Origin of the sequence: Shewanella waksmanii, assembly GCF_043643685.1 — a bacterium.
Classification (GTDB): Bacteria; Pseudomonadota; Gammaproteobacteria; order Enterobacterales; family Shewanellaceae; genus Shewanella; species Shewanella waksmanii_A.
Map to the genome: position 1 here is coordinate 13,581 of NZ_JBHZSN010000007.1, position 19,233 is coordinate 32,813.

The 19,233-nt window shown below is 44.3% G+C and carries 10 protein-coding genes; 5 read left to right on the plus strand and 5 right to left on the minus strand.

Annotation, left to right across the window (positions count from 1 at the left end; all coding sequences use genetic code 11):
• The first annotated feature begins 1,009 nt into the window (after positions 1-1,009).
• Entirely contained in the window at positions 1,010-2,164 is a 1,155-nt protein-coding gene (locus ACHUFW_RS12275) for a DcaP family trimeric outer membrane transporter (protein ID WP_394203436.1), read from the plus strand.
• A 51-nt stretch (positions 2,165-2,215) separates the two neighbouring features.
• On the opposite strand, the gene ACHUFW_RS12280 is transcribed toward ACHUFW_RS12275, so the two are convergent.
• The 3 genes from ACHUFW_RS12280 to acs all read right to left on the minus strand — a co-directional run bounded on the left by ACHUFW_RS12280 (position 2,216) and on the right by acs (position 6,366).
• A complete protein-coding gene (locus tag ACHUFW_RS12280) occupies positions 2,216-2,473 on the minus strand; it encodes a GrxA family glutaredoxin (RefSeq protein ID WP_394203438.1) in 258 nt (85 codons plus the stop codon).
• Between the two features lie 65 nt (positions 2,474-2,538).
• Positions 2,539-4,278 carry a DEAD/DEAH box helicase family protein gene (locus ACHUFW_RS12285; RefSeq protein WP_394203440.1) on the minus strand — a complete coding sequence of 580 codons (1,740 nt, stop codon included), beginning with the start codon at positions 4,276-4,278 and terminating at the stop codon, positions 2,539-2,541.
• A 135-nt stretch (positions 4,279-4,413) separates the two neighbouring features.
• The gene (gene acs, locus ACHUFW_RS12290; RefSeq protein ID WP_394203441.1) at positions 4,414-6,366 is read right to left on the minus strand and encodes an acetate--CoA ligase; all 1,953 of its coding nucleotides are present in this window, start codon (positions 6,364-6,366) and stop codon (positions 4,414-4,416) included.
• Positions 6,367-6,545: 179 nt separating this feature from the next.
• Here acs and ACHUFW_RS12295 point away from each other — a divergent pair, with 179 nt between their 5' ends.
• Positions 6,546-9,971 carry a hybrid sensor histidine kinase/response regulator gene (locus tag ACHUFW_RS12295; RefSeq protein WP_394203443.1) on the plus strand — a complete coding sequence of 1,142 codons (3,426 nt, stop codon included), beginning with the start codon at positions 6,546-6,548 and terminating at the stop codon, positions 9,969-9,971.
• A 15-nt stretch (positions 9,972-9,986) separates the two neighbouring features.
• Complete coding sequence (locus ACHUFW_RS12300; RefSeq protein ID WP_394203445.1) at positions 9,987-10,598, plus strand: fumarylacetoacetate hydrolase family protein; 612 nt, start codon at positions 9,987-9,989, stop codon at positions 10,596-10,598.
• A 101-nt stretch (positions 10,599-10,699) separates the two neighbouring features.
• On the opposite strand, the gene ACHUFW_RS12305 is transcribed toward ACHUFW_RS12300, so the two are convergent.
• Complete coding sequence (locus tag ACHUFW_RS12305) at positions 10,700-11,356, minus strand: response regulator transcription factor (RefSeq protein ID WP_394203446.1); 657 nt, start codon at positions 11,354-11,356, stop codon at positions 10,700-10,702.
• Between the two features lie 1,340 nt (positions 11,357-12,696).
• Between ACHUFW_RS12305 and ACHUFW_RS12310 the strand changes: the two genes are divergently transcribed.
• Both ACHUFW_RS12310 and ACHUFW_RS12315 read left to right on the plus strand, forming a co-directional pair.
• A complete protein-coding gene (locus ACHUFW_RS12310; protein ID WP_394203447.1) occupies positions 12,697-16,074 on the plus strand; it encodes a glycosyl hydrolase family 18 protein in 3,378 nt (1,125 codons plus the stop codon).
• An 81-nt stretch (positions 16,075-16,155) separates the two neighbouring features.
• The gene (locus ACHUFW_RS12315; protein WP_394203448.1) at positions 16,156-17,616 is read left to right on the plus strand and encodes a lytic polysaccharide monooxygenase; all 1,461 of its coding nucleotides are present in this window, start codon (positions 16,156-16,158) and stop codon (positions 17,614-17,616) included.
• Between the two features lie 49 nt (positions 17,617-17,665).
• On the opposite strand, the gene ACHUFW_RS12320 is transcribed toward ACHUFW_RS12315, so the two are convergent.
• Positions 17,666-19,225, minus strand: a complete 1,560-nt coding sequence (locus tag ACHUFW_RS12320; protein WP_394203450.1) for a SulP family inorganic anion transporter — start codon at positions 19,223-19,225, stop codon at positions 17,666-17,668.
• Positions 19,226-19,233: the final 8 nt, after the last annotated feature.

The window sequence follows — 19,233 nt, forward strand, 5'->3', positions numbered from 1 at the left end:
TCGTTAGCTCAGTCGGTAGAGCAGTTGGCTTTTAACCAATTGGTCGAAGGTTCGAATCCTTCACGACCCACCACTTTCTTTATATCTTCCTTGAAGTACCATTTACCAACTATATTAATCTTAAGTCGTTAGCTCAGTCGCTTTAAATTACAATAGCCAGTTGGTTTTAATTGGTCATTTGTTTTAGGTTCGCATCCTTCAGGGCCCTGTACTTTCTTTATATCTTCCTTGCAGTACCATTTCCTAACTTTATCAATCTTAAGTCGTTAGCTCAGTCGCTTTGAGTTGCAATAGCCATTGGTTTTAATTGGTCATTTGTTTTAGGTTCGAATCCTTCACGACCCACCACTTAATTTGTATCTTCCTTGCAGAGCATTTCCCAACTTTATCAATCTTAAGTCGTTAGCTCAGTCGTTTTGAGTTGCAATAGCCAGTTGGTTTTAATTGGTCATTTGTTTTAGGTTCGAATCCTTCAGGGCCCTGTACTTTGTTTGCATCTTCCTTACAGTACTATTTCCTCACTATATAAACTCTTAGTTGTTAGCTCAGTCGTTTTGAGTTGCAATAGCCAGTTGGCTTTACTTGGTCATTTGTTTTAGGTTCGAATCCTTCAGGGCCCTGCACTTTATTTGTATCTTCCTTGCAGTACCATTTCCTCACTATATAAACTCTTAGTTGTTAGCTCAGTCGCTATGAACCGCAATAGCCAGTTGGCTTTAATTGGTCATTTGTTTTAGGTTCGAATCCTTCACGACCCACCACCTTGTTTGCATCGTTTGTTGTTTTACGCCTTTGACCTATCCTTGTTTTGTAGAGGTGGATGCTGTCAGCAGTAGAGGTAGCGTATTATTTTGGTTGGTATCATTAGCTAAGTTAACTAGTAGCGGTAGCAAAAGTTTTAGATTTTGCTGTTATACCTTTGTCTCATAGACGTTTTGCTAATGTTGTTTGTTTGTTATCTCGGTCATATTAATTTTGATAATAAAAGTAAATGACGAGGGAGAGGTTAATGAACAACTACAAGGCAAGTGCGATAGCAGTGGCAACGTTGCTGGGCTTGGGAGCAAATGTACAAGCGGCTGAAACTGACTTTACTTTTGGTGGTTATGTCAAAACAGACGTGATGTTTAGTGATTATTCCAATGGTGCACCAGACTCAGGTTCACTGTCTCGCCAGTTCTATGTACCGGGTACCATTTATGGCACGCCTGGGAATGGTGAGCAGGTTGTCGATTTTCAAGCAAGGGAGTCTCGGTTTAATTTCAAAACTGTGTCAGATTTTGACGGTCATAAATTAACCGGCTTCATTGAGCTAGACTTTATGACCCACACCGACGGTAATGAGCGTGTTTCTAATAGTTATTCACCTCGTATTCGTCATGCATTTGTTAGCTATGATAATTGGACAGTGGGTCAAACTTGGACCACATTCCAAAACCCGGGCGCCTTACCTGAAAATTTAGATTTTGTTGGCGCCGCTGAGGGTACACCATTTGTGCGCCAAGCGATGGTTCGTTATACCAATGGTGGTTTTCAATTTGCGATAGAAAACCCAGAAACAACGGTAAATTCACCGCTAGATAGCGATGGTGGTACAAAGAGACTGGTCAGTGGTTCGGGCATGGTTCCAGACTTCGTGGCGCGCTATAACTTCAAAACAGAAGGCGGGGCTAAGTTTACCGTAGCGGGTTTGGCACGACAGCTTAATATCGAGAAAAGTGGTTATGATTCACAAACCATGGGCTATGGTGTCAGCTTTACTGGTGTGATCCCGGTTGGAGATGATGATATCAAGCTCTCGGCAACCGCAGGTGACGGTATGGGGCGCTACATGGCGCTTAACTATGCTAACGCTGGGGTATTGGATGCCGATGGTGATATTAAAACCATTAGCTCATACGGTGGCTTTGTTTCCTATCGCCACTGGTGGAATGATAAGTGGCGCTCAAGCTTTACGTTATCAGCATTTACGGCAGATAATGATGAGAGTTTAACGGGTGGTAGCGTCAATAAAGAATCATATTCAGGCTATATCAACTTGCTGTATTCACCGATTAAACCGATGACGATTGGTGCTGAATACATGTATGCAGAAAACACCAGACAGGATGGATATAAAGGCGAGTTAAATCGCGTAATATTTTCTGTGAAATATGTCCTCTAACACGCTCAAATAAAAAAGGAGGCATCAGCCTCCTTTTTTATTACGTTGCGATTATAACAAGTTGTTGTCACGCACGTATTGTTCAAACTCGGTGCAGCCGCCCACATGCTCTTGATCGATAAATATCTGTGGTACGGTTTCAACAGGCTTTCCGACGGTTTTTTCTAGATCTGCCTTACTGATCCCTTCGGCGTGGATATCAACATACTTAAACTTAAAGTCGTCGCGCGCTTCGACAAGCTGTTCAGATAATTGTACTGCACGAACGCAGTATGGGCAGCCTGGTCGGCCAAAGATCACAACAAACATATCAACTCCTGAATAAAGTGTTCGAGTCTTTATACCATAGGCTTTAAGAGAATGCATATTCCCATTTAAAGAAACTTATGCTCAGTTTGATATCGGCCTTTATAGTCGAAAAAACGCTCAACTAAGTCCCAACCTTTTTTGGTTTTTTTTAATAGCAGCATATCGGGTTTACGAAAATGCTCGGCTTGGCTAATGACATCATTGACACTGTGGAACTTTGGCTGCTCCATTCCAGGTGTTTTGGTATGTGGCATGACAAATACGGCGTAAAAAGCGCGTCGTTGTGCTGAGGTGCTGAAATGGTATCGCTCGGTATAGTCGTTACCATCTAAATCGATATATTTAACTTCCAATCGATCATCGTGATTGGATAGCAACATATCATGACATTTAAACAGGTGATGATGGCGTTTTTGCAATACTTCTTTTAAGCGTTTATCTGCATCGATAATGGCCGCGTCACAGGCATGACAAATCTTAGCGGCTATATCGTTTAGCTCGCCGCAGTGTGGGCAAGGTTTAGCACGATATCGATAGTCACATTGAGTTTGCCCATCATTGGTATCTACCGTGCCTTGGCACCTGCGGCCATAGTGTTCGACAATCGCGCCGTCTTCGTCGACGATTCCCCAAAAAATATTGGCAAAATCACATTGTGGACAGGGAACTTGTACCGGGACGCTTTTGCTATTGGGTTTAACCTGTCCAACTTCTGGGTAGAACAAATTGAAACCATTAGCCGCATAATCTATGACTAAACAGTGTTGTTTGTCGGTATCTATTCTTAACCCACGGCCAACCATTTGTTGAAACAAGCTGACTGAAGCCGTAGGGCGTAATACCGCAATGAAATCCACATGCGGCGCATCAAACCCAGTGGTTAATACGGCAACATTGACTAAGTACTTTAATTGCTTGGCTTTAAAGTGTTGGATAATGCTATCACGCTCATCATTATGAGTATTTGCAGTGATGATACCCGCCTGTTCATCGGGCAGTAATGATATGACTTCCTGTGCATGACGCACAGTGGCAGCAAAAATAATTACACCTTGCTTATTTTCTGCTAGCTCTATGATTTGCTTTACAATAGCCTTTGTTGCTCGACCACTGTGATTGAGTAAATCATTAACTTGCTGTTCTGGGTAGTGACCTGATTCGGTCACGTTAAGCTGACTAAAGTCGTATTGTGCCGATAAGCCATCATAGATTTTTGGCTGACTCAGGTATCCGCGTTTTATCAGTGGTCTTATGGGCAATTCATAGATGCACTTTTCAAAAGCCGGTGTGTCAGTGTTGCCAACCTTACCATGGTAATGGTAGCGATAAATCCAACCTGTTTCTAAGCGGTAGGGGGTTGCAGTCAGCCCAAGTAATTTAAGCTTAGGGTTTTGTTGCTTTAGATGCTGCAATAACACTTGATATTGACTGTCTTCGTGCTGAGAGACGCGATGGCATTCATCAATGATCACCAAAGAATAGGGTACATCGAATTGCTGAGGTTGCCTCACTGCAGATTGGATGCTCGCTACAATGGTTTTTTCTTGGGTTGATTTTTGCTTTAACCCCGCAGAGTAAATACCGGCTTTATGGGTTAGTAGGCCGATTTTTTCCGCGTTTTGTTCAACTAACTCTTTGACATGGGTAAGCACCAGTACTCGCCCTTTGGCGATTCGGGCAAGTTCGGCAATCACAATACTTTTACCCGCGCCGGTTGGTAGTACCAATACGGCAGAGTCTGGTGATTGCTTAAAGTGGTTAATTGCGGCGTCTACCGCATCTTGCTGGTAATCTCGAAGTTTCAAACAGCTAGGTTGTATTGGCGATATTGGCCAAGCAGAATAACAAGCCTCAGGGGTAAGTGCTACGGATTCTTGAGTTGTGGCTATAAAAAAGCCCCTCTATCAATGAGAGGGGCGTTGGTCGGGAGAGTCCAAAAATTATTCGGTACGGTTTAGACGGGTTTCAATCAAGGTGTCAATCACTGCTGGATCTGCCAGTGTTGAAGAATCGCCTAAGTTGGTGACTTCATTAGCAGCAATTTTACGCAAGAAGCGACGCATGATTTTGCCGGAGCGAGTTTTCGGAAGGCCGCCAGCCCATTGAATCAAATCAGGTGTAGCTAACGCACCAATCTCTTTTCTCACCCATTGTCTTAGGGCTTGACGCAGTTCTTCAGATTCTGCGGTGCCTTTAGTTAGCGTCACGTAGGCGTAGATACCTTGACCTTTAATGTCGTGTGGGTAGCCTACAACTGCTGCTTCAGCAACAAGCTCATGAGCAACCAAAGCACTTTCTACTTCGGCCGTACCAAGTCTGTGGCCAGAAACGTTAATGACATCATCAACACGGCCGGTGATCCAGTAGTAACCGTCTTCGTCACGCTTCGCGCCGTCACCAGTAAAGTACATGCCACGGAAGGTTTTAAAGTAGGTTAGTGCAAAGCGTTCATGATCACCATATACGGTACGCATTTGTCCTGGCCATGAATCAAGCATGACAAGATTACCTTCAGCCGCGCCGTCGATAATATTGCCCATATTGTCGACTAGAGCTGGCTGTACGCCAAAGAATGGACGGGTGGCTGAGCCAGGCTTAGTATCTGTAGCACCGGGTAATGGGCTAATCAAAATACCGCCAGTTTCAGTCTGCCACCAAGTATCTACAATTGGGCATTGTTCGTGACCAATCACATCATTGTACCAGCGCCATGCTTCTGGGTTGATGGGCTCACCCACTGAACCCATGATTCGCAACGAGCTGCCGTCAAAGTCTGCAAACTGTTCTTTTCCTTCTGCCATCAAGGCGCGGATAAGTGTTGGTGCAGTATAGAGAATATTAACGTTATGACGGTCAATCATCTCACCTAAACGAGAAGGTGAGGGGTAGTTTGGTACACCTTCGTGGATTAGGATAGTGGCACCATTGGCTAATGGACCATAAACCATGTAGGAGTGACCAGTGATCCAACCTACATCGGCTGTACACCAGTACACTTCACCGTCTTTGTAGTCAAACACGTATTCATGGGTCATTGAAGCATAGACCATGTATCCACCGGTCGTGTGTAATACCCCTTTAGGGTTACCGGTTGAACCTGATGTATATAGCAGGAATAGCGGATCTTCTGCGCCCATTTCTTCAGCAATACAGTGCTCTGAAGCGGTGCTCATCAGAGCATCCCATTTGATGTCACGTCCTTCGACCCAATTAACATCACCACCAGTTCGCTCTAAAACAATCACTTTTTCTACGCAATCTACATCAGGGTGAGATAGCGCTTCATCAATATTTGCTTTTAACGGAATAATACGACCGCCACGAACACCCTCGTCAGCGGTGATAACAACTTTAGATTTGCCGTCAATAACACGAGATGCAATCGAGTCAGGTGAGAACCCACCAAATACTACTGAGTGAATAGCACCAATACGGGCACACGCTAGCATGACAACAGCTGCTTCTGGAACCATTGGCATGTAGACAGTGACTACGTCTCCACGGCGTACCCCTTGGCTACGGAGGGCATTGGCAAATTTACACACTTCTGCGTGCAGCTCACCATAGGTAAGGGTGCGTTGGTCCGCTGCGTCATCGCCTTCCCAAATAATGGCTACTTTATCGGCTTTATCGGCTAGATGGCGGTCTAGGCAGTTTGCTGATGCGTTAAGCGTGCCGTCATAAAACCAGTTGATTGATAGGTTATGATCATCAAAAGAAGTTTTCTTTACTTTAGTGAAGGGCTTTATCCAATCAATACGCTGACCGTGCTCTCTCCAAAATCCATCAGGGTTTACAATCGACTCCTGATACATCTTTTTATATTGTTCTTCGTTAATGTGTGCATTTGCTGCGATGTCGCTTGGTACTTTATAGAGAGACTGCATGCTCATCGGGGCTTCCCTTTATTGCTAATTGTGCGTAGGACGAGTATGGCGGTGATGGGGTATTAAGCTCTATTAGACCTTGGTCTATAAATAAAATGTCCTTTATTTTTAGCCTGTTGTGAAATAATGCTAGCTAGATTTAGTGCTTAATTTAGCGCAAAATGGAATAAAAAAGAGCTTGAGTGATGAATTTGACAATTTTTGTAGGCGTGATTGCCATTTTATATGTGTCGTTATTGTTCCTGATTGCTTGGGGGGCTGAGCGCTGGTTTGGCAAGATATCTAAAAAAATTCAAGTGGCTGTTTATGGCTTGAGCTTAGCGGTTTATTGTTCGTCATGGAGCTTTCTTGGCACGGTTGGCCAGTCAGCTCAAGATTTATGGTCTTTTTTGCCCATCTTTGTTGGGCCGATTCTTATCTTTGTGTTTGGTTTTGGTTTATTGCGCAAAATGGTGTTGGTATCTAAGGCGCAAAATATTACCTCAGTGGCCGACTTTATTGCCGCACGCTATGGTAAGTCGCAGTTAATTGCCGCCATTGTCACCTTGATTGCACTTTTTGGCATCATGCCATATATCGCCCTGCAGCTGAAGGCGATGGTATTTAGCCTCAACCTGTTTCAGCCCGAGGATGCACCCTATGATGGTGCGCGGGTTTCATTAATCATTACCGCCTTGCTGGCAATGTTTGCCATTTTATTTGGTACACGCAAATTGGACGCTACCGAACATAACCCCGGGATGATGCTTGCCATTGCCTTTGAATCCTTAGTGAAGTTAGCGGCCTTTTTGTTAGTTGGTATTGTGATAAGTTTCGGCTTTTTCGATGGTTTTACCGATATATGGGATACAGCTGCGGCTCGGGATTTAATTAACAACCCCGAAATTCGTCTAGAGTCACTGATGCCGCAATTACTGGTGGGCATAGCCGCATTTCTGTGTATGCCAAGGCAGTTTCACGTGATGATGGTGGAGTGTAGCGATGAGCGTACTTTATTGAAGGCACGTTGGCTGTTTCCCCTGTACCTTTTGTTGTTTGGCTTGTTTGTTGCGCCCTTAGCGTTAGCGGGTAAGGTGGTTTTAGGTGATAGTGTTTCTGCTGATACCTATGTGATCAACCTACCATTAGCGTTGGACCAACCTTTGTTGGCAGTGATTGCACTGCTAGGGACGTTATCTGCCGCCACGGGCATGGTGATTGTTGCTGTTGTCACTATTAGCGTCATGGTGAGTAACGAGTGGTTCGTGCCATTAATGCTACGCTCTGGCAAAATTCGGCAGAAGAACTTTAGCCAGTTCTCGCAGTTCCTATTAAATGCAAGACGATTATCCATCGTGGTAATTTTGGGCTTTGGCTATTTTAGTTATTTGTCTTTTATCGATAGCGATTCGCTATCGGCGCTCGGTATGTTGTCATTTGGGGCGTTTGCCCAGTTAGCTCCAGCATTGATTGGCGGAATGTATTGGAAGCACGGTAATCGCGGTGGCGTTTACTTAGGGCTCGTGGTGGGCTTTGGTCTTTGGTGTTATATCTTGCTTCAAGGGGCCAATGGCGGGGCTGGATTACTGGGTAATGATATTCCATTGCTTGAGTCGATCAATCCTAATACCCGTGACATTTTAACCGCACTGATTGCCAATTTGGGGTGTTATATTCTCGGCTCTATGTGGTATCGCGCAGGGGTATCAGAGCGTATCCAAGCCAGTGCTTTTGTCACGCCTGGCGATTTAAAGTCTGGCTCTGTACGTAAAGCCTCTCCGGTGTCACAACAAGATCTGCTTATTCTTGCGAGTCGATTTGTCAGTCCAACTCGCGCTTATGAGAGCTTTTCCCGTTTCTCAGATGAAGCGGTTCGCAGCGACAGTTGGCATAAAGTGGCTTCGCCTGAGCTGATCGCCCATACCGAACATATGCTAGCGGGGGTGCTTGGGGGCTCAAGCGCCTCGCTGGTGATGGACTCGGTATTGCAAGGTCGAGACTTAGCTTTAGATGAGGTATTTAGCTTAGTTGATGAAGCTTCATCTAAAATTATTCTCAGTCAAGATATGCTGCGCGGCGCGATAGAGCATGCCTATGAAGGCATGAGCGTAGTTGATAAAGATCTTAATCTTGTTGCTTGGAACTACAAATACGCTGAACTGTACGAGTACCCAGATGAGTTTTTGCAGGCTGGCATGCCCATTGCCGATGTGGTGCGATTTAATGCTGAAAGGGGCTATTGTGGCGAAGGTAATGTTGATGAGCAGGTAGCCAAACGTGTGCAGCATATGCGTAATGGTACCGCTCATGTATCTGAGCGTGAGCGCAAAGACGGTAAGGTCATCAAAATCCAAGGCAATCCAATGCCAAGTGGCGGCTTTGTCATGACCTTTACGGACATTACGCAGTATCGGGAACAAGCTAAAGCACTACAAGAAGTGAACGAAACTCTTGAGGCTAGGGTAAAAGAGCGAACTTACGAGTTAGCCCTATTAAATAGCCAGTTACTTGAAGCCAAAGCACAAGAAGAGATGGCGAATGCGTCGAAGAGTAAGTTTTTGGCCGCTGTTGGCCATGATTTGATGCAGCCATTAAATGCAGCGCGGTTGTTTACTGCATCACTTGCTCAATACCCTAATCTCGACCAAGAAGGTAAAACCACCTTATCCCATGTTAATAGCTCGCTTAAAATTGCTGGGGAGCTGTTGACCGATTTATTGGATATCTCCAAATTGGACTCTGGCATGGTGGAGGTGAATCGTCGTGATTTTCGTTTAAGTGAATTATTAAATGGTTTGGCGGTTGAGTTCGAAGCGATGGCAAATGATTATAAAATCGATTTTTCGATGGTAGATTGCCATGCCACTGTCAACTCGGATCTGAGCCTACTCAGGCGGGTATTACAAAACTTTCTGACCAATGCATATCGATATGCCAAAGGTAATCGGGTGTTGTTAGGCTGTCGTCATCGCCCTGGTGCCATTGAGATTCAAGTCATCGATACTGGATGCGGGATTGATGAGAAAGAAGTGAGTGATATTTTCCGCGAGTTTAAACGCCTAGATAATCCGGAGAGTAAGAATGTTAGCGGCCTTGGTCTTGGCTTAGCCATAGCAGATCGTATCAGTCGCGTGCTTGAGCATCCGATTAATGTGCATTCTGTGCTTGGCCGCGGTTCAACCTTTTCTATTACCGTCCCGCTAGGTGACAAGGTCCAAGAGAGTAAACCTAAACCTTCGGCAAAAGCGTTGCAGCCGCTTGCAGGCGTCAAAGTCCTGTGTATTGATAATGAAGAAGCCATTCTTGCGGGACTGGAAAGTCTACTAAACCGTTGGCAGTGTGAGGTAATATGCGCCCATGATTTGGCTGATGCACGTATTAAGCTTGGTTTAAAAGGGGTCGCGCCAGATATTGTGCTAGCCGATTATCACTTAGATGATGGTCAAAATGGACTCGATGCCATGGAGAACATTAGAGCCTTATATGGTGGCCAGCTGCCAGGAATTTTGATCACTGCTAATACCCGGAAAGAGCTTATTGATGATGTGCAGAATAAAGGCTATCACTATATGGCGAAAATGGTGAAGCCAGCGGCGCTAAGGGCGCTTATCTCGAGTTTGGTGAGTAAATAATAAAATGGAGTACACATGAACACGGTTAAGTGTCACGGGAAGCATATTACGCCGAGCAAGATAGTGTGCGTCGGGCGCAACTATGTGGAGCATATTGAAGAGCTCAACAATGAAGTTCCACAAAGTATGGTTTTGTTTTGTAAACCTAATTCAGCAATTACCGAGCAGCTTATCGCTCATCGTGACGAACCGATTCATTATGAACTTGAGCTTTGCTTTATCTTTGACGGCAAGCGCTTTAGCGCTGCCGGCTTAGGGCTGGATTTGACCAAAAGAGCCATGCAAAGTGAATTGAAAACCAAAGGTTTGCCTTGGGAGAGGGCGAAAGCTTTTGATGGCTCGGCCTTGTTCAGTGAGTTTTTTGAGATAGCGGACAGTAGTGCGCGTTTTACCTTTGAGCTAAGCATTGATAATGAACCTCAGCAACAGGGCGATGTGGGGAAGATGATTTATCAACCCAATGATATTCTGAGAGAAATTCAGTCGTTTATGAGCCTATCTGCCGGGGATGTTGTGATGACAGGCACGCCTAAAGGAGTGGGAGCTTTGGTGTCTGGTGCCCACTATCATAGCCGATTGATGTTAGATGATAAAATGCTCTGTCAGTGGCAGCTACAAGCGAGTTAATGAGATAACCGTTTGAGTAAAATCAATAACATGCCGAGCTTGTTTCGGCATGTTACTGTCTCAAGTTGTTAATAGACGCTATAAAGGACTTAACCTAGATACTAGATATCGACTTTTTCCATTTCGAGTTGTTGCAAGGCTATCACCGCCTGGGTTCTGTTACGTACCCCTAATTTTCTAAAAATCGCGGTAGCATGCGCCTTAATAGTGGCTTCTGAGACACCTAAATCATAGGCTATTTGCTTATTCAATAAGCCTTCAGCGAACATTTGAAGCACCCTATATTGCTGCGGCGTAAGGTCTGCTAATTTACTGGCCATTTGATCGGTAGCATCTTCGACAATATCTTGTAATTCAACGTCCGCTGGTAACCAGACATCGCCATATAAAACAGCGGTTAGCGCCTCAGCCAACGTCTCCATTGAAGCTGACTTGGGAATAAATCCAGCACTTCCATAGTGAACGGCGCGGCTAATTGTCATCGCATCTTCATGAGCAGAGATCACGATAACTGGCAGATCGGGATAGTGCGTACGCAAGTGTATTAGCGTTGAATAGCCATGAGAACCGGGCATCTGCAGATCTAGCATGACTAAATCAAATGCGATTTCTTTGTCTAACAGTGTTTGCAAGGCTTCAGCGCTGTCAGCTTCATACCATTGTGTGTTAGCAAAAGTCGATGATAATGCTTGTCTGAGAGCATTTCTAAATAGAGGGTGATCGTCAGCGATTAATATATTCAAATTTTCTAGCTTCATGGCTTTTATAGATTATGTTCGTTGCACGTGAAGGTTACCTCAATGTAACAGACATTGACCCACTAAGCCTATGGGTTTATCGAGATAAATGACAAAAATATGAAGAAAGCCCTCGTTTATTAGACTTATGTCTAACAAGGTAAGCTTGTTGAAAACTGTACAAATTCGGTAGGTAACCGCTGCTGTGCAACACTTCTCTGGTAGCGTAAATCGACAATAGCATTTACGGTAGCTATTTAATACTTATTAAAATAATTAATGCTTTATAGTTAGTGGTTTAATAAAATTAGTTAGAAAAAAGATGGTTTGATAAATGTTGGGTAGGTTTTGTTAAAGTTGATATATTTTGATTACTGTTTTTGTGTGGCGCTATGATTAACTTATGTTTTATTTTTTAATGTAGGGGGTTTAGGGGTTTTAGGGGTTTTAGGGGTTTTAGAGGTTTTAGTGATTCTAGTAGCTAGATGATTGATCGTAGCGGTTAGCTTATGTTGTTATCTTGAATTATGGCTTTTTTTGAGTGTGAATTCACTGTCATTATCTGGCTGTTATTGCTTCGCTATTATTAGGTGGCCCTCCCTGTTAAATAAAATATTTTAACCAAGTTACTTATATCAGCATTTTATCGCTAACCTGTTTTTCAAACTATGAGATTAGTATTTCCGTCTGTTGTGTCAATTTAATATCGAATAATAAATGAATGTGTTTTCTTTAGGCGTTATGGCTGAGATGTGGATTAAATGCTAAAGCTACTGATAAAGAGCAGAGTGGCTGCATGGGTTATATTGACTTTGAAAGCTGTATAGGCAGCAAGGTTAATAGCGGGCTGTCTATGGTCTATAAGGCGATATTAGGTGTATTTTTATCGATTTTTTCGGAAGTTTATATTTAGCCTGTTTGTATAGTTTTCTGCATGAGTTAATTAGGCTAAAAAGCTAAATCAAGAAGCTAAATCAAGAAGCTAAATCATGAAGGGGAATGTATCGCCTAAGTTAAGAGGTTATACTGAGAAACTATAAAAAGATATGGCTATAAAGCCACAGAAAGATTTTGCACTAATGAAATATGGTTGAGAGTTGTTCTCGCTATTAATTATTTTGGTTTTAAGTATTGGTAGCTACTGTCAGTAGCTTATATTTTTATAAGTTGATGTATTTTATTGTTAATGTGGTTGGAGTTATAAACAATAAACTTTTTGTTATAGTAAAATTCTAAACAAATCCAGAATTATTGTGTAGATTTATTTTACCGATGATTTCGACTATGTTGTTATGCGGTTGAGTTTTGTTGTCTCTATATTTAGGTCGTTCGGAAATCTAAAAAATAATAGGAATAACAAAATGAGTAACAATAAATCAAACTTAACATTGCAGCGAAAAAAACTCGGGCAATTGTTAGCAACAGCGCTCTTATCGGCAACGGCTAGCCCCCATGTTTTGGCTGTCAGTTGTGATGGAGTTGATAGTTGGAATGCTGAAACCGTCTACGCTACCCCAACCCAAGTCACCCATCAGCAAGGGCTTTACCAAAATAAGTGGTGGACGACCAACGAATCGCCATCTTCTTCTGGACAATGGGGAGTATGGGAAAACCTTGGCATGTGCGACAGTGTTGCCAATTTGCCGCCAGAAGTGAACATAACCTCCCCAGTACAGGGCAGTGTAGTGAATTTTGGTGACAGTGTTGATTTGTTAGCAGTCGTGTCTGATCCCGATGGGACTGTTGCCAGTCAGCAATGGCGCGCAAATGATACTCTGGTCCAAACACCATGGGTTGCTGATGTGCAAGGAGTGGTCGTTATAGCGCTGCAAGCGACCGACGATAAAGGCGCAGTAACTACCCAATCTGTGCAGATTGAAGTACAAAATAGTAATAATTTACCGCCGTTAACCAGCATTGTTTCGCCCACAAATGACAGCGCTGTCAAAGGTGGTGAGGTGGTACTGGTAACAGCAACGGCATCGGATCCTGATACGGGTGACGCGGTGAGTCGTGTTGATTTATTAGTTGATGGACTTGTTGTTGCTACCGATGCTACATCTCCGTATGAGCTAAGCTGGCCTGCAAGTGGCGAAGGTTCACATACGCTGCAAACTCGCGCATATGATAGCGCCGGAGCTACCGGAGAGTCAGATATTGTTAATATTTCAGTGACTGCAGCTAATCAACCACCACAAGTTAGTCTCACAGCACCGCTTGATGGTTTTAATCTACCGATAAATGCATTAGTCAACTTGAGTGCTGAAGCCAGCGATATAGATGGCGAAGTTGCTTCAGTTGATTTTTATGCAAATGGTGCACTTATCGCTACCGATACCAGCGCGCCTTACACGGCTACTTATGATGCAAATATCGAAGGTGACTTAATTTTTACGAGTGAGGCCACCGATAACCAAGGTGCATCTACGCAGTCAAGGGCGGTGATAGGTTATGTTGGTGAGCGACCAACCGACCATGAGAAATGTCGTCCAGAAGGCCTACTCGGGCAATCAGTTTATTGTGATATTTATGACGATCAAGGTCGAGAAAAAATGGGCTCTGATCATGCACGTCGTGTTATCGGTTATTTTACTTCGTGGCGAACGGGTAAAAACGGCCAACCTAGTTATCTAGTTGATGATATTCCTTGGGACAAAATCACCCATATTAATTATGCGTTTGCTCATGTTGATGCTAACAACAAAGTGTCAGTTGGCAACCCCAATAGTACAACCAATCCTGCTACCGGTATGACTTGGGAAGGTGTTGTAGGCGCGGAGATGGACCCTGAGTTTGCTTATCAAGGGCATTTTAACCTGTTAAGTAAATATAAGAAGCGCTACCCACAAGTCAAAACGCTTATTTCCATCGGTGGCTGGGCGGAAACTGGAGGCTATTTTGATGAAAATGGTCAACGTGTTGCCAGTGGTGGCTTTTATGAGATGACCAAGACCCAAGCGGGAATTGATACGTTTGCTGATTCGGTTGTGGAATTTTTACGAACCTATGGCTTTGATGGCGCAGATATTGATTACGAGTATGCAACGTCGATGGCTAAATCAGGTAACCCCGATGACTTTGCCATCGCAGATCCTCTTCGGGCCACACTTTTTAAACAATATGATGTGTTGATGGAGACACTGCGAACTAAGCTAGATGCGGCAGGCGTGCAAGATGGCAAACACTATATGCTAACGGTGGCAGCTCCCGCATCAGGTTATTTGTTAAGGGGCATGGAAGCGTATCAAATGACCCGTTTCCTCGATTATGTCAACATCATGACTTACGATTTACACGGTGCTTGGAATGACTTCGTTGGTCATAACTCTGCGCTATATGATACTGGTGAAGATGCAGAGTTAGCGTTTTGGGATGTGTACTCAACACCGCAATATGGTGGAATAGGGTATTTAAATACTGATTGGGCTTACCACTACTTTAGAGGCGCTTTACCGGCAGGGCGGATTAATATCGGTATACCGTATTACACCCGTGGTTGGCAAGGAGTCACTGGCGGTACCAACGGTCTGTGGGGTAAAGCAGCATTACCGGACCAGACCAATTGCCCTGATGGCACTGGAGAGGGAGATAATAGTTGCGGTTATGGTGCCCAAGGTATTGATAACCTCTGGCATGATTTGGACAAGCAGGGTAATGAAATGTTTGCAGGTTCAAATCCAATGTGGCACGCCAAAAACCTTGAACAAGGTATCATGGGTAGCTATGTCTATGATTATGGACTTGATCCTGTCAACGACCCGCATCATCAGTTAAATGGAACTTATCAGCGACATTATGACAATGTGGCGCAGTCTGCCTGGTTATGGAATCCGACTAAATCCGTTTATTTATCGACAGAAGATGAACAAGCGATGAATGCCAAGGTTCAGTACGTGGTTGATAAGGGGCTTGGTGGCGTGATGTTTTGGGAACTTGCCGGCGATTTTGATTGGTATCCGCAGCGCAATAATGGCCAAGGCGAGTATTTCATTGGCACCACCATGACGACTATCGCCTATGATGCTTTCGCATCGGCATCACCCTATGGAAATAGTGTTAGTGAGCAGCCTAAGCCAGCGAACAACTTGCCAATGTCTGTTAGCTTGTCAGGCTATAAAGTAGGTGACAGTAACTATCCGATCACGCCGACATTAACTATTACTAATAATAGTCAAACCACTATTCCTGGTGGGGCGGTGTTTGAATTTGATATTGCGACCTCAACTTCTGCACAAATCAGTGACCAATCTGGACTTAACCTTACGGTGATCTCTGACGGCTCTAATCTCGCTTCAGGTAATGTAGGCGGACTGGAGAATAATTATCATCGAGTACAAATGACTTTACCTAGCTATAAAACGTTAGCACCGGGAGGTAGCTTTGGTGGAGTGATTAAATATTACTTGCCAATTACGATGCCGTCGAACTTTACCGTCACGTTTAATGGTACTACATATGGTTTCGGTGCTAGTGAACCTTCCAATCCAGGAGAGTGTGAGTTAGACCCTAGCTTACCTCAGTGTCAGCCTCCGCTGACAGACCCCTGTTCAGCACTTAGTGTTGATCCCAGTGTTATTCCCGCTTATCCAAACTTCCCACAGGTAGATTGGCAAGGAAACCCAAGCCATGCCAATGGCGGCGATCGCATGAAAGATGATGTGGCAGTTTTTGAGGCCCTATGGTGGACCAGCAGTGTACCCGGCGGTAGTGACTGGAAGTTTGTTTGTAATATCGATTAGTTAGCGATTTTTGAACCGTGCTTTATCAAAGGTTAGCACGGTTCAATTCGGTTATGACAGTTGCAACAAGGAGAGTGAATAATGTTTCTTAAAAATATACACATAATGACAGCGGTAACTGCTGTGATTATTGGTCAACTGGTCTGTAGTTCGCTTGCACAGGCGCATGGTTTTATGCAATCACCTAAAGCACGTCAGCAATTTTGTGTTGATGATGGTGGTTACTGGTGGCCAGATGATGGCAGTGCAATGCCCAATCTTGCCTGCCGACAAGCATTCTTAAAATCAGGTACTAAGCAATTTGTACAGAACCATGAGTTTTCTGCCAATGTCGTTGACTACCAAAATCAAGCTGCGGTTCAGGCCGCCGTGCCTAATGGGCTGCTTTGTGCTGGCGGTGATAATGGTAAAAGTGGCATGGATGAAGCGTCGGCTCATTGGCAACGCACTGAGTTAACGCCAGGGGCAAATGGTGAAGTGCAAGTGATTTTCTCTGCGCATACTCCCCATAATCCCAGCTATTGGGAGTTTTATCTGTCAAATGAGAACTTTGATGCTGCCACTGAGACATTAACATGGGAAAAGCTCAGTTTAGTGAGCGAAGTGGGTAATGTTCAAGCTGAAACCATGAATGGCATGAAGGTGTATAAGATGACCATCAATTTGCCAACTGATCGCAGTGGTGAGGCGACACTTTATACCCGCTGGCAACGAATCGATGAAGCTGGAGAGGGGTTTTACAACTGCAGTGATGTATTGATTGTTAATGACAGCCAACCACCTCAGTGGCAGGATCTAGGTCAATATGTTGCCAACGGCACCACAGTGACTGTTGGTGATGAGGTATGGTTTAGAGTATTTGATGCAAATGGCCAAGAGACGGTATTTGAAAAGCTGGCGGTTATTGAGGCTAATCAAAGTAACAACCTCTGGGCTAGTGAGCTTGCACAGCAAGTTGCCAACATCACAAACAAGGTGCAAATCGGTGTAAAACAGCCTGATGGTAGCGTTGTCTATAGCGATGATATTGCGCTCAATCGTGTTTGGAGCAATGCCAGTAATAGCAGTTATCGTCTCGATGTTAAATCGGGTAATTTGGCGCCAACGGTGACATTGTTAACCCCAACAAACGCTCAGCAGTTTATTGTTGGCGACAGCTTAACAATTGAAGCTCAAGCAGCAGATAATGATGGTCAAGTTGTGTCGGTTAACATTAACCTTGCTGATACTGAGATTGCCTTAATAGAGCAACCACCGTATCGGGCAACGACCTTGTTGAGCCAACCAGGCACATTCATTGTAACAGCAACTGCGACTGATGATGCTGGATTAGCCAGCAGTACCAGTGTCAGTATTACGGTTAGCGATGGACAAAGCACTTGTTCAGTATCACCTTGGCAACAAAACAATGTCTATGTTGGCGGTGATCAGGTTTCGTTTCAGAGTAAGCTTTTCAAAGCAAAATGGTGGACGCGGGGTGAGCAGCCAGATGTTAATGATGAATGGGGAGTATGGGAGCTAATGGGTCCTTGCCAACCTTAAGCATCTGACGCAAACAAAAAAGGGCTTCACATCAGTGAAGCCCTTTAGATTATGAATCGAGTTTGTCGTCTGCAATTTTATAGTGGGGATCTTCAATCAGGTTTACTTCTACCAAATCGCCCGCTTTGTGCAATAGCTGTTTACAATCATGGCTTAAGTGACGTAGGTGCAGTTTTTTACCTGCACTGACATAACGTTCTGCCAGCGTATCGATGGCATCTAGCGCTGAGTGGTCACAGACGCGTGAATTTTGGAAGTCGACAATAACGTCTTCTGGGTCAGTCTTCGCATGGAACAGCTCTAAAAACTCCGCAACAGAACCAAAGAACAATGGGCCGTTGAGTTTGTAGATTTTCCAGCCATTGGCATCTTCACTGATTTCAACATTGATATGTTTGGCATGCTCCCACGCAAATACCAATGCAGATACAATCACACCCACAAATACGGCAAATGCCAAATCGGTAAATACTGTCACAACGGTCACAAGCACGATAACGAATGCATCGTGCTTAGGCACTTTACGCATCACTTTGAAACTTGCCCATTCAAAGGTGCCTAGCACTACCATAAACATCACACCAACTAATGCCGCTAGTGGGATCATCTCAATCAGTGATGAGCCAAATAAAATGAACGCCAGTAGAGCAACCGCAGCGGTAATACCCGATAAACGACCACGTCCACCAGAGTTGATATTAATCATTGATTGACCGATCATCGCACAACCACCCATGGCGCCGAAGAAGCCACTGGTAATGTTACCGACACCTTGACCAATACATTCTTTATTACCTTTACCGCGGGTACCTGTCATTTCATCGACAACCGTTAGTGTAAGCAGCGACTCAATCAAACCGACTGCCGCCAAAATCATTGAATAAGGCAAAATGATATATAAGGTTTCTAAATTATATTCGACCGATGGAATTGCGAAACTAGGTAAAGAGCCTGCAATTGTGGCATTTGGATCGCCACTCATTGATTTTAGAAAATCCAAAACAGTTCGTGTGTCTAGCTCTAAAAAAACCACCAGTGAGGTAACGGTAAGGATCGCGGCTAAAGACGAGGGAATGGCGCTGGTTAGCTTAGGCAAAAACTGAATAATTGCCATAGTTAGCGCAACTAGACCCAGCATTAAGAGTAACTGCTGCTGTGGTAACCAGGTTAAGACGCCATTTGCATCTGGGGCTTTAAACTGGCCTAGCTGTGCAAGAAAAATGACAATAGCCAAGCCATTCACAAAGCCTATCATTACTGGGTAGGGCACGATTCGAATGAACTTACCTAATTTGAGCAGACCAAAACTGACTTGAATTAAACCCGCTAACACAACCGCGGCAAATAAGTACTGCACGCCGTGTTCTGCAACTAAGGCTACCATGACGACCGCCATCGCACCTGTAGCACCAGAAATCATGCCCGGTCTGCCACCAATAAGCGCGGTCACAAGTCCCATAATAAATGCAGCATAGAGGCCAACCATTGGCTCGACACCAGCAACGAATGCAAATGCAACCGCTTCGGGGACTAGTGCTAATGCAACAGTTAAGCCGGATAGCACATCAGCTTTACTACTGGCGGTTTTGTGACGAATGAGATCGAACATTTTGCCTC

What these genes read in the sequence shown, in the direction of transcription:
- ACHUFW_RS12320 (WP_394203450.1), bottom strand. Translation starts at nt 19,225, where the DNA reads ATGTTCGATCTCATTCGTCACAAAACCGCCAGTAGTAAAGCTGATGTG.
- ACHUFW_RS12310 (WP_394203447.1), top strand. Translation starts at nt 12,697, where the DNA reads ATGAGTAACAATAAATCAAACTTAACATTGCAGCGAAAAAAACTCGGG.
- ACHUFW_RS12295 (WP_394203443.1), top strand. Translation starts at nt 6,546, where the DNA reads ATGAATTTGACAATTTTTGTAGGCGTGATTGCCATTTTATATGTGTCG.
- ACHUFW_RS12275 (WP_394203436.1), top strand. Translation starts at nt 1,010, where the DNA reads ATGAACAACTACAAGGCAAGTGCGATAGCAGTGGCAACGTTGCTGGGC.
- ACHUFW_RS12315 (WP_394203448.1), top strand. Translation starts at nt 16,156, where the DNA reads ATGTTTCTTAAAAATATACACATAATGACAGCGGTAACTGCTGTGATT.
- ACHUFW_RS12300 (WP_394203445.1), top strand. Translation starts at nt 9,987, where the DNA reads ATGAACACGGTTAAGTGTCACGGGAAGCATATTACGCCGAGCAAGATA.
- acs (WP_394203441.1), bottom strand. Translation starts at nt 6,366, where the DNA reads ATGAGCATGCAGTCTCTCTATAAAGTACCAAGCGACATCGCAGCAAAT.
- ACHUFW_RS12280 (WP_394203438.1), bottom strand. Translation starts at nt 2,473, where the DNA reads ATGTTTGTTGTGATCTTTGGCCGACCAGGCTGCCCATACTGCGTTCGT.
- ACHUFW_RS12305 (WP_394203446.1), bottom strand. Translation starts at nt 11,356, where the DNA reads ATGAAGCTAGAAAATTTGAATATATTAATCGCTGACGATCACCCTCTA.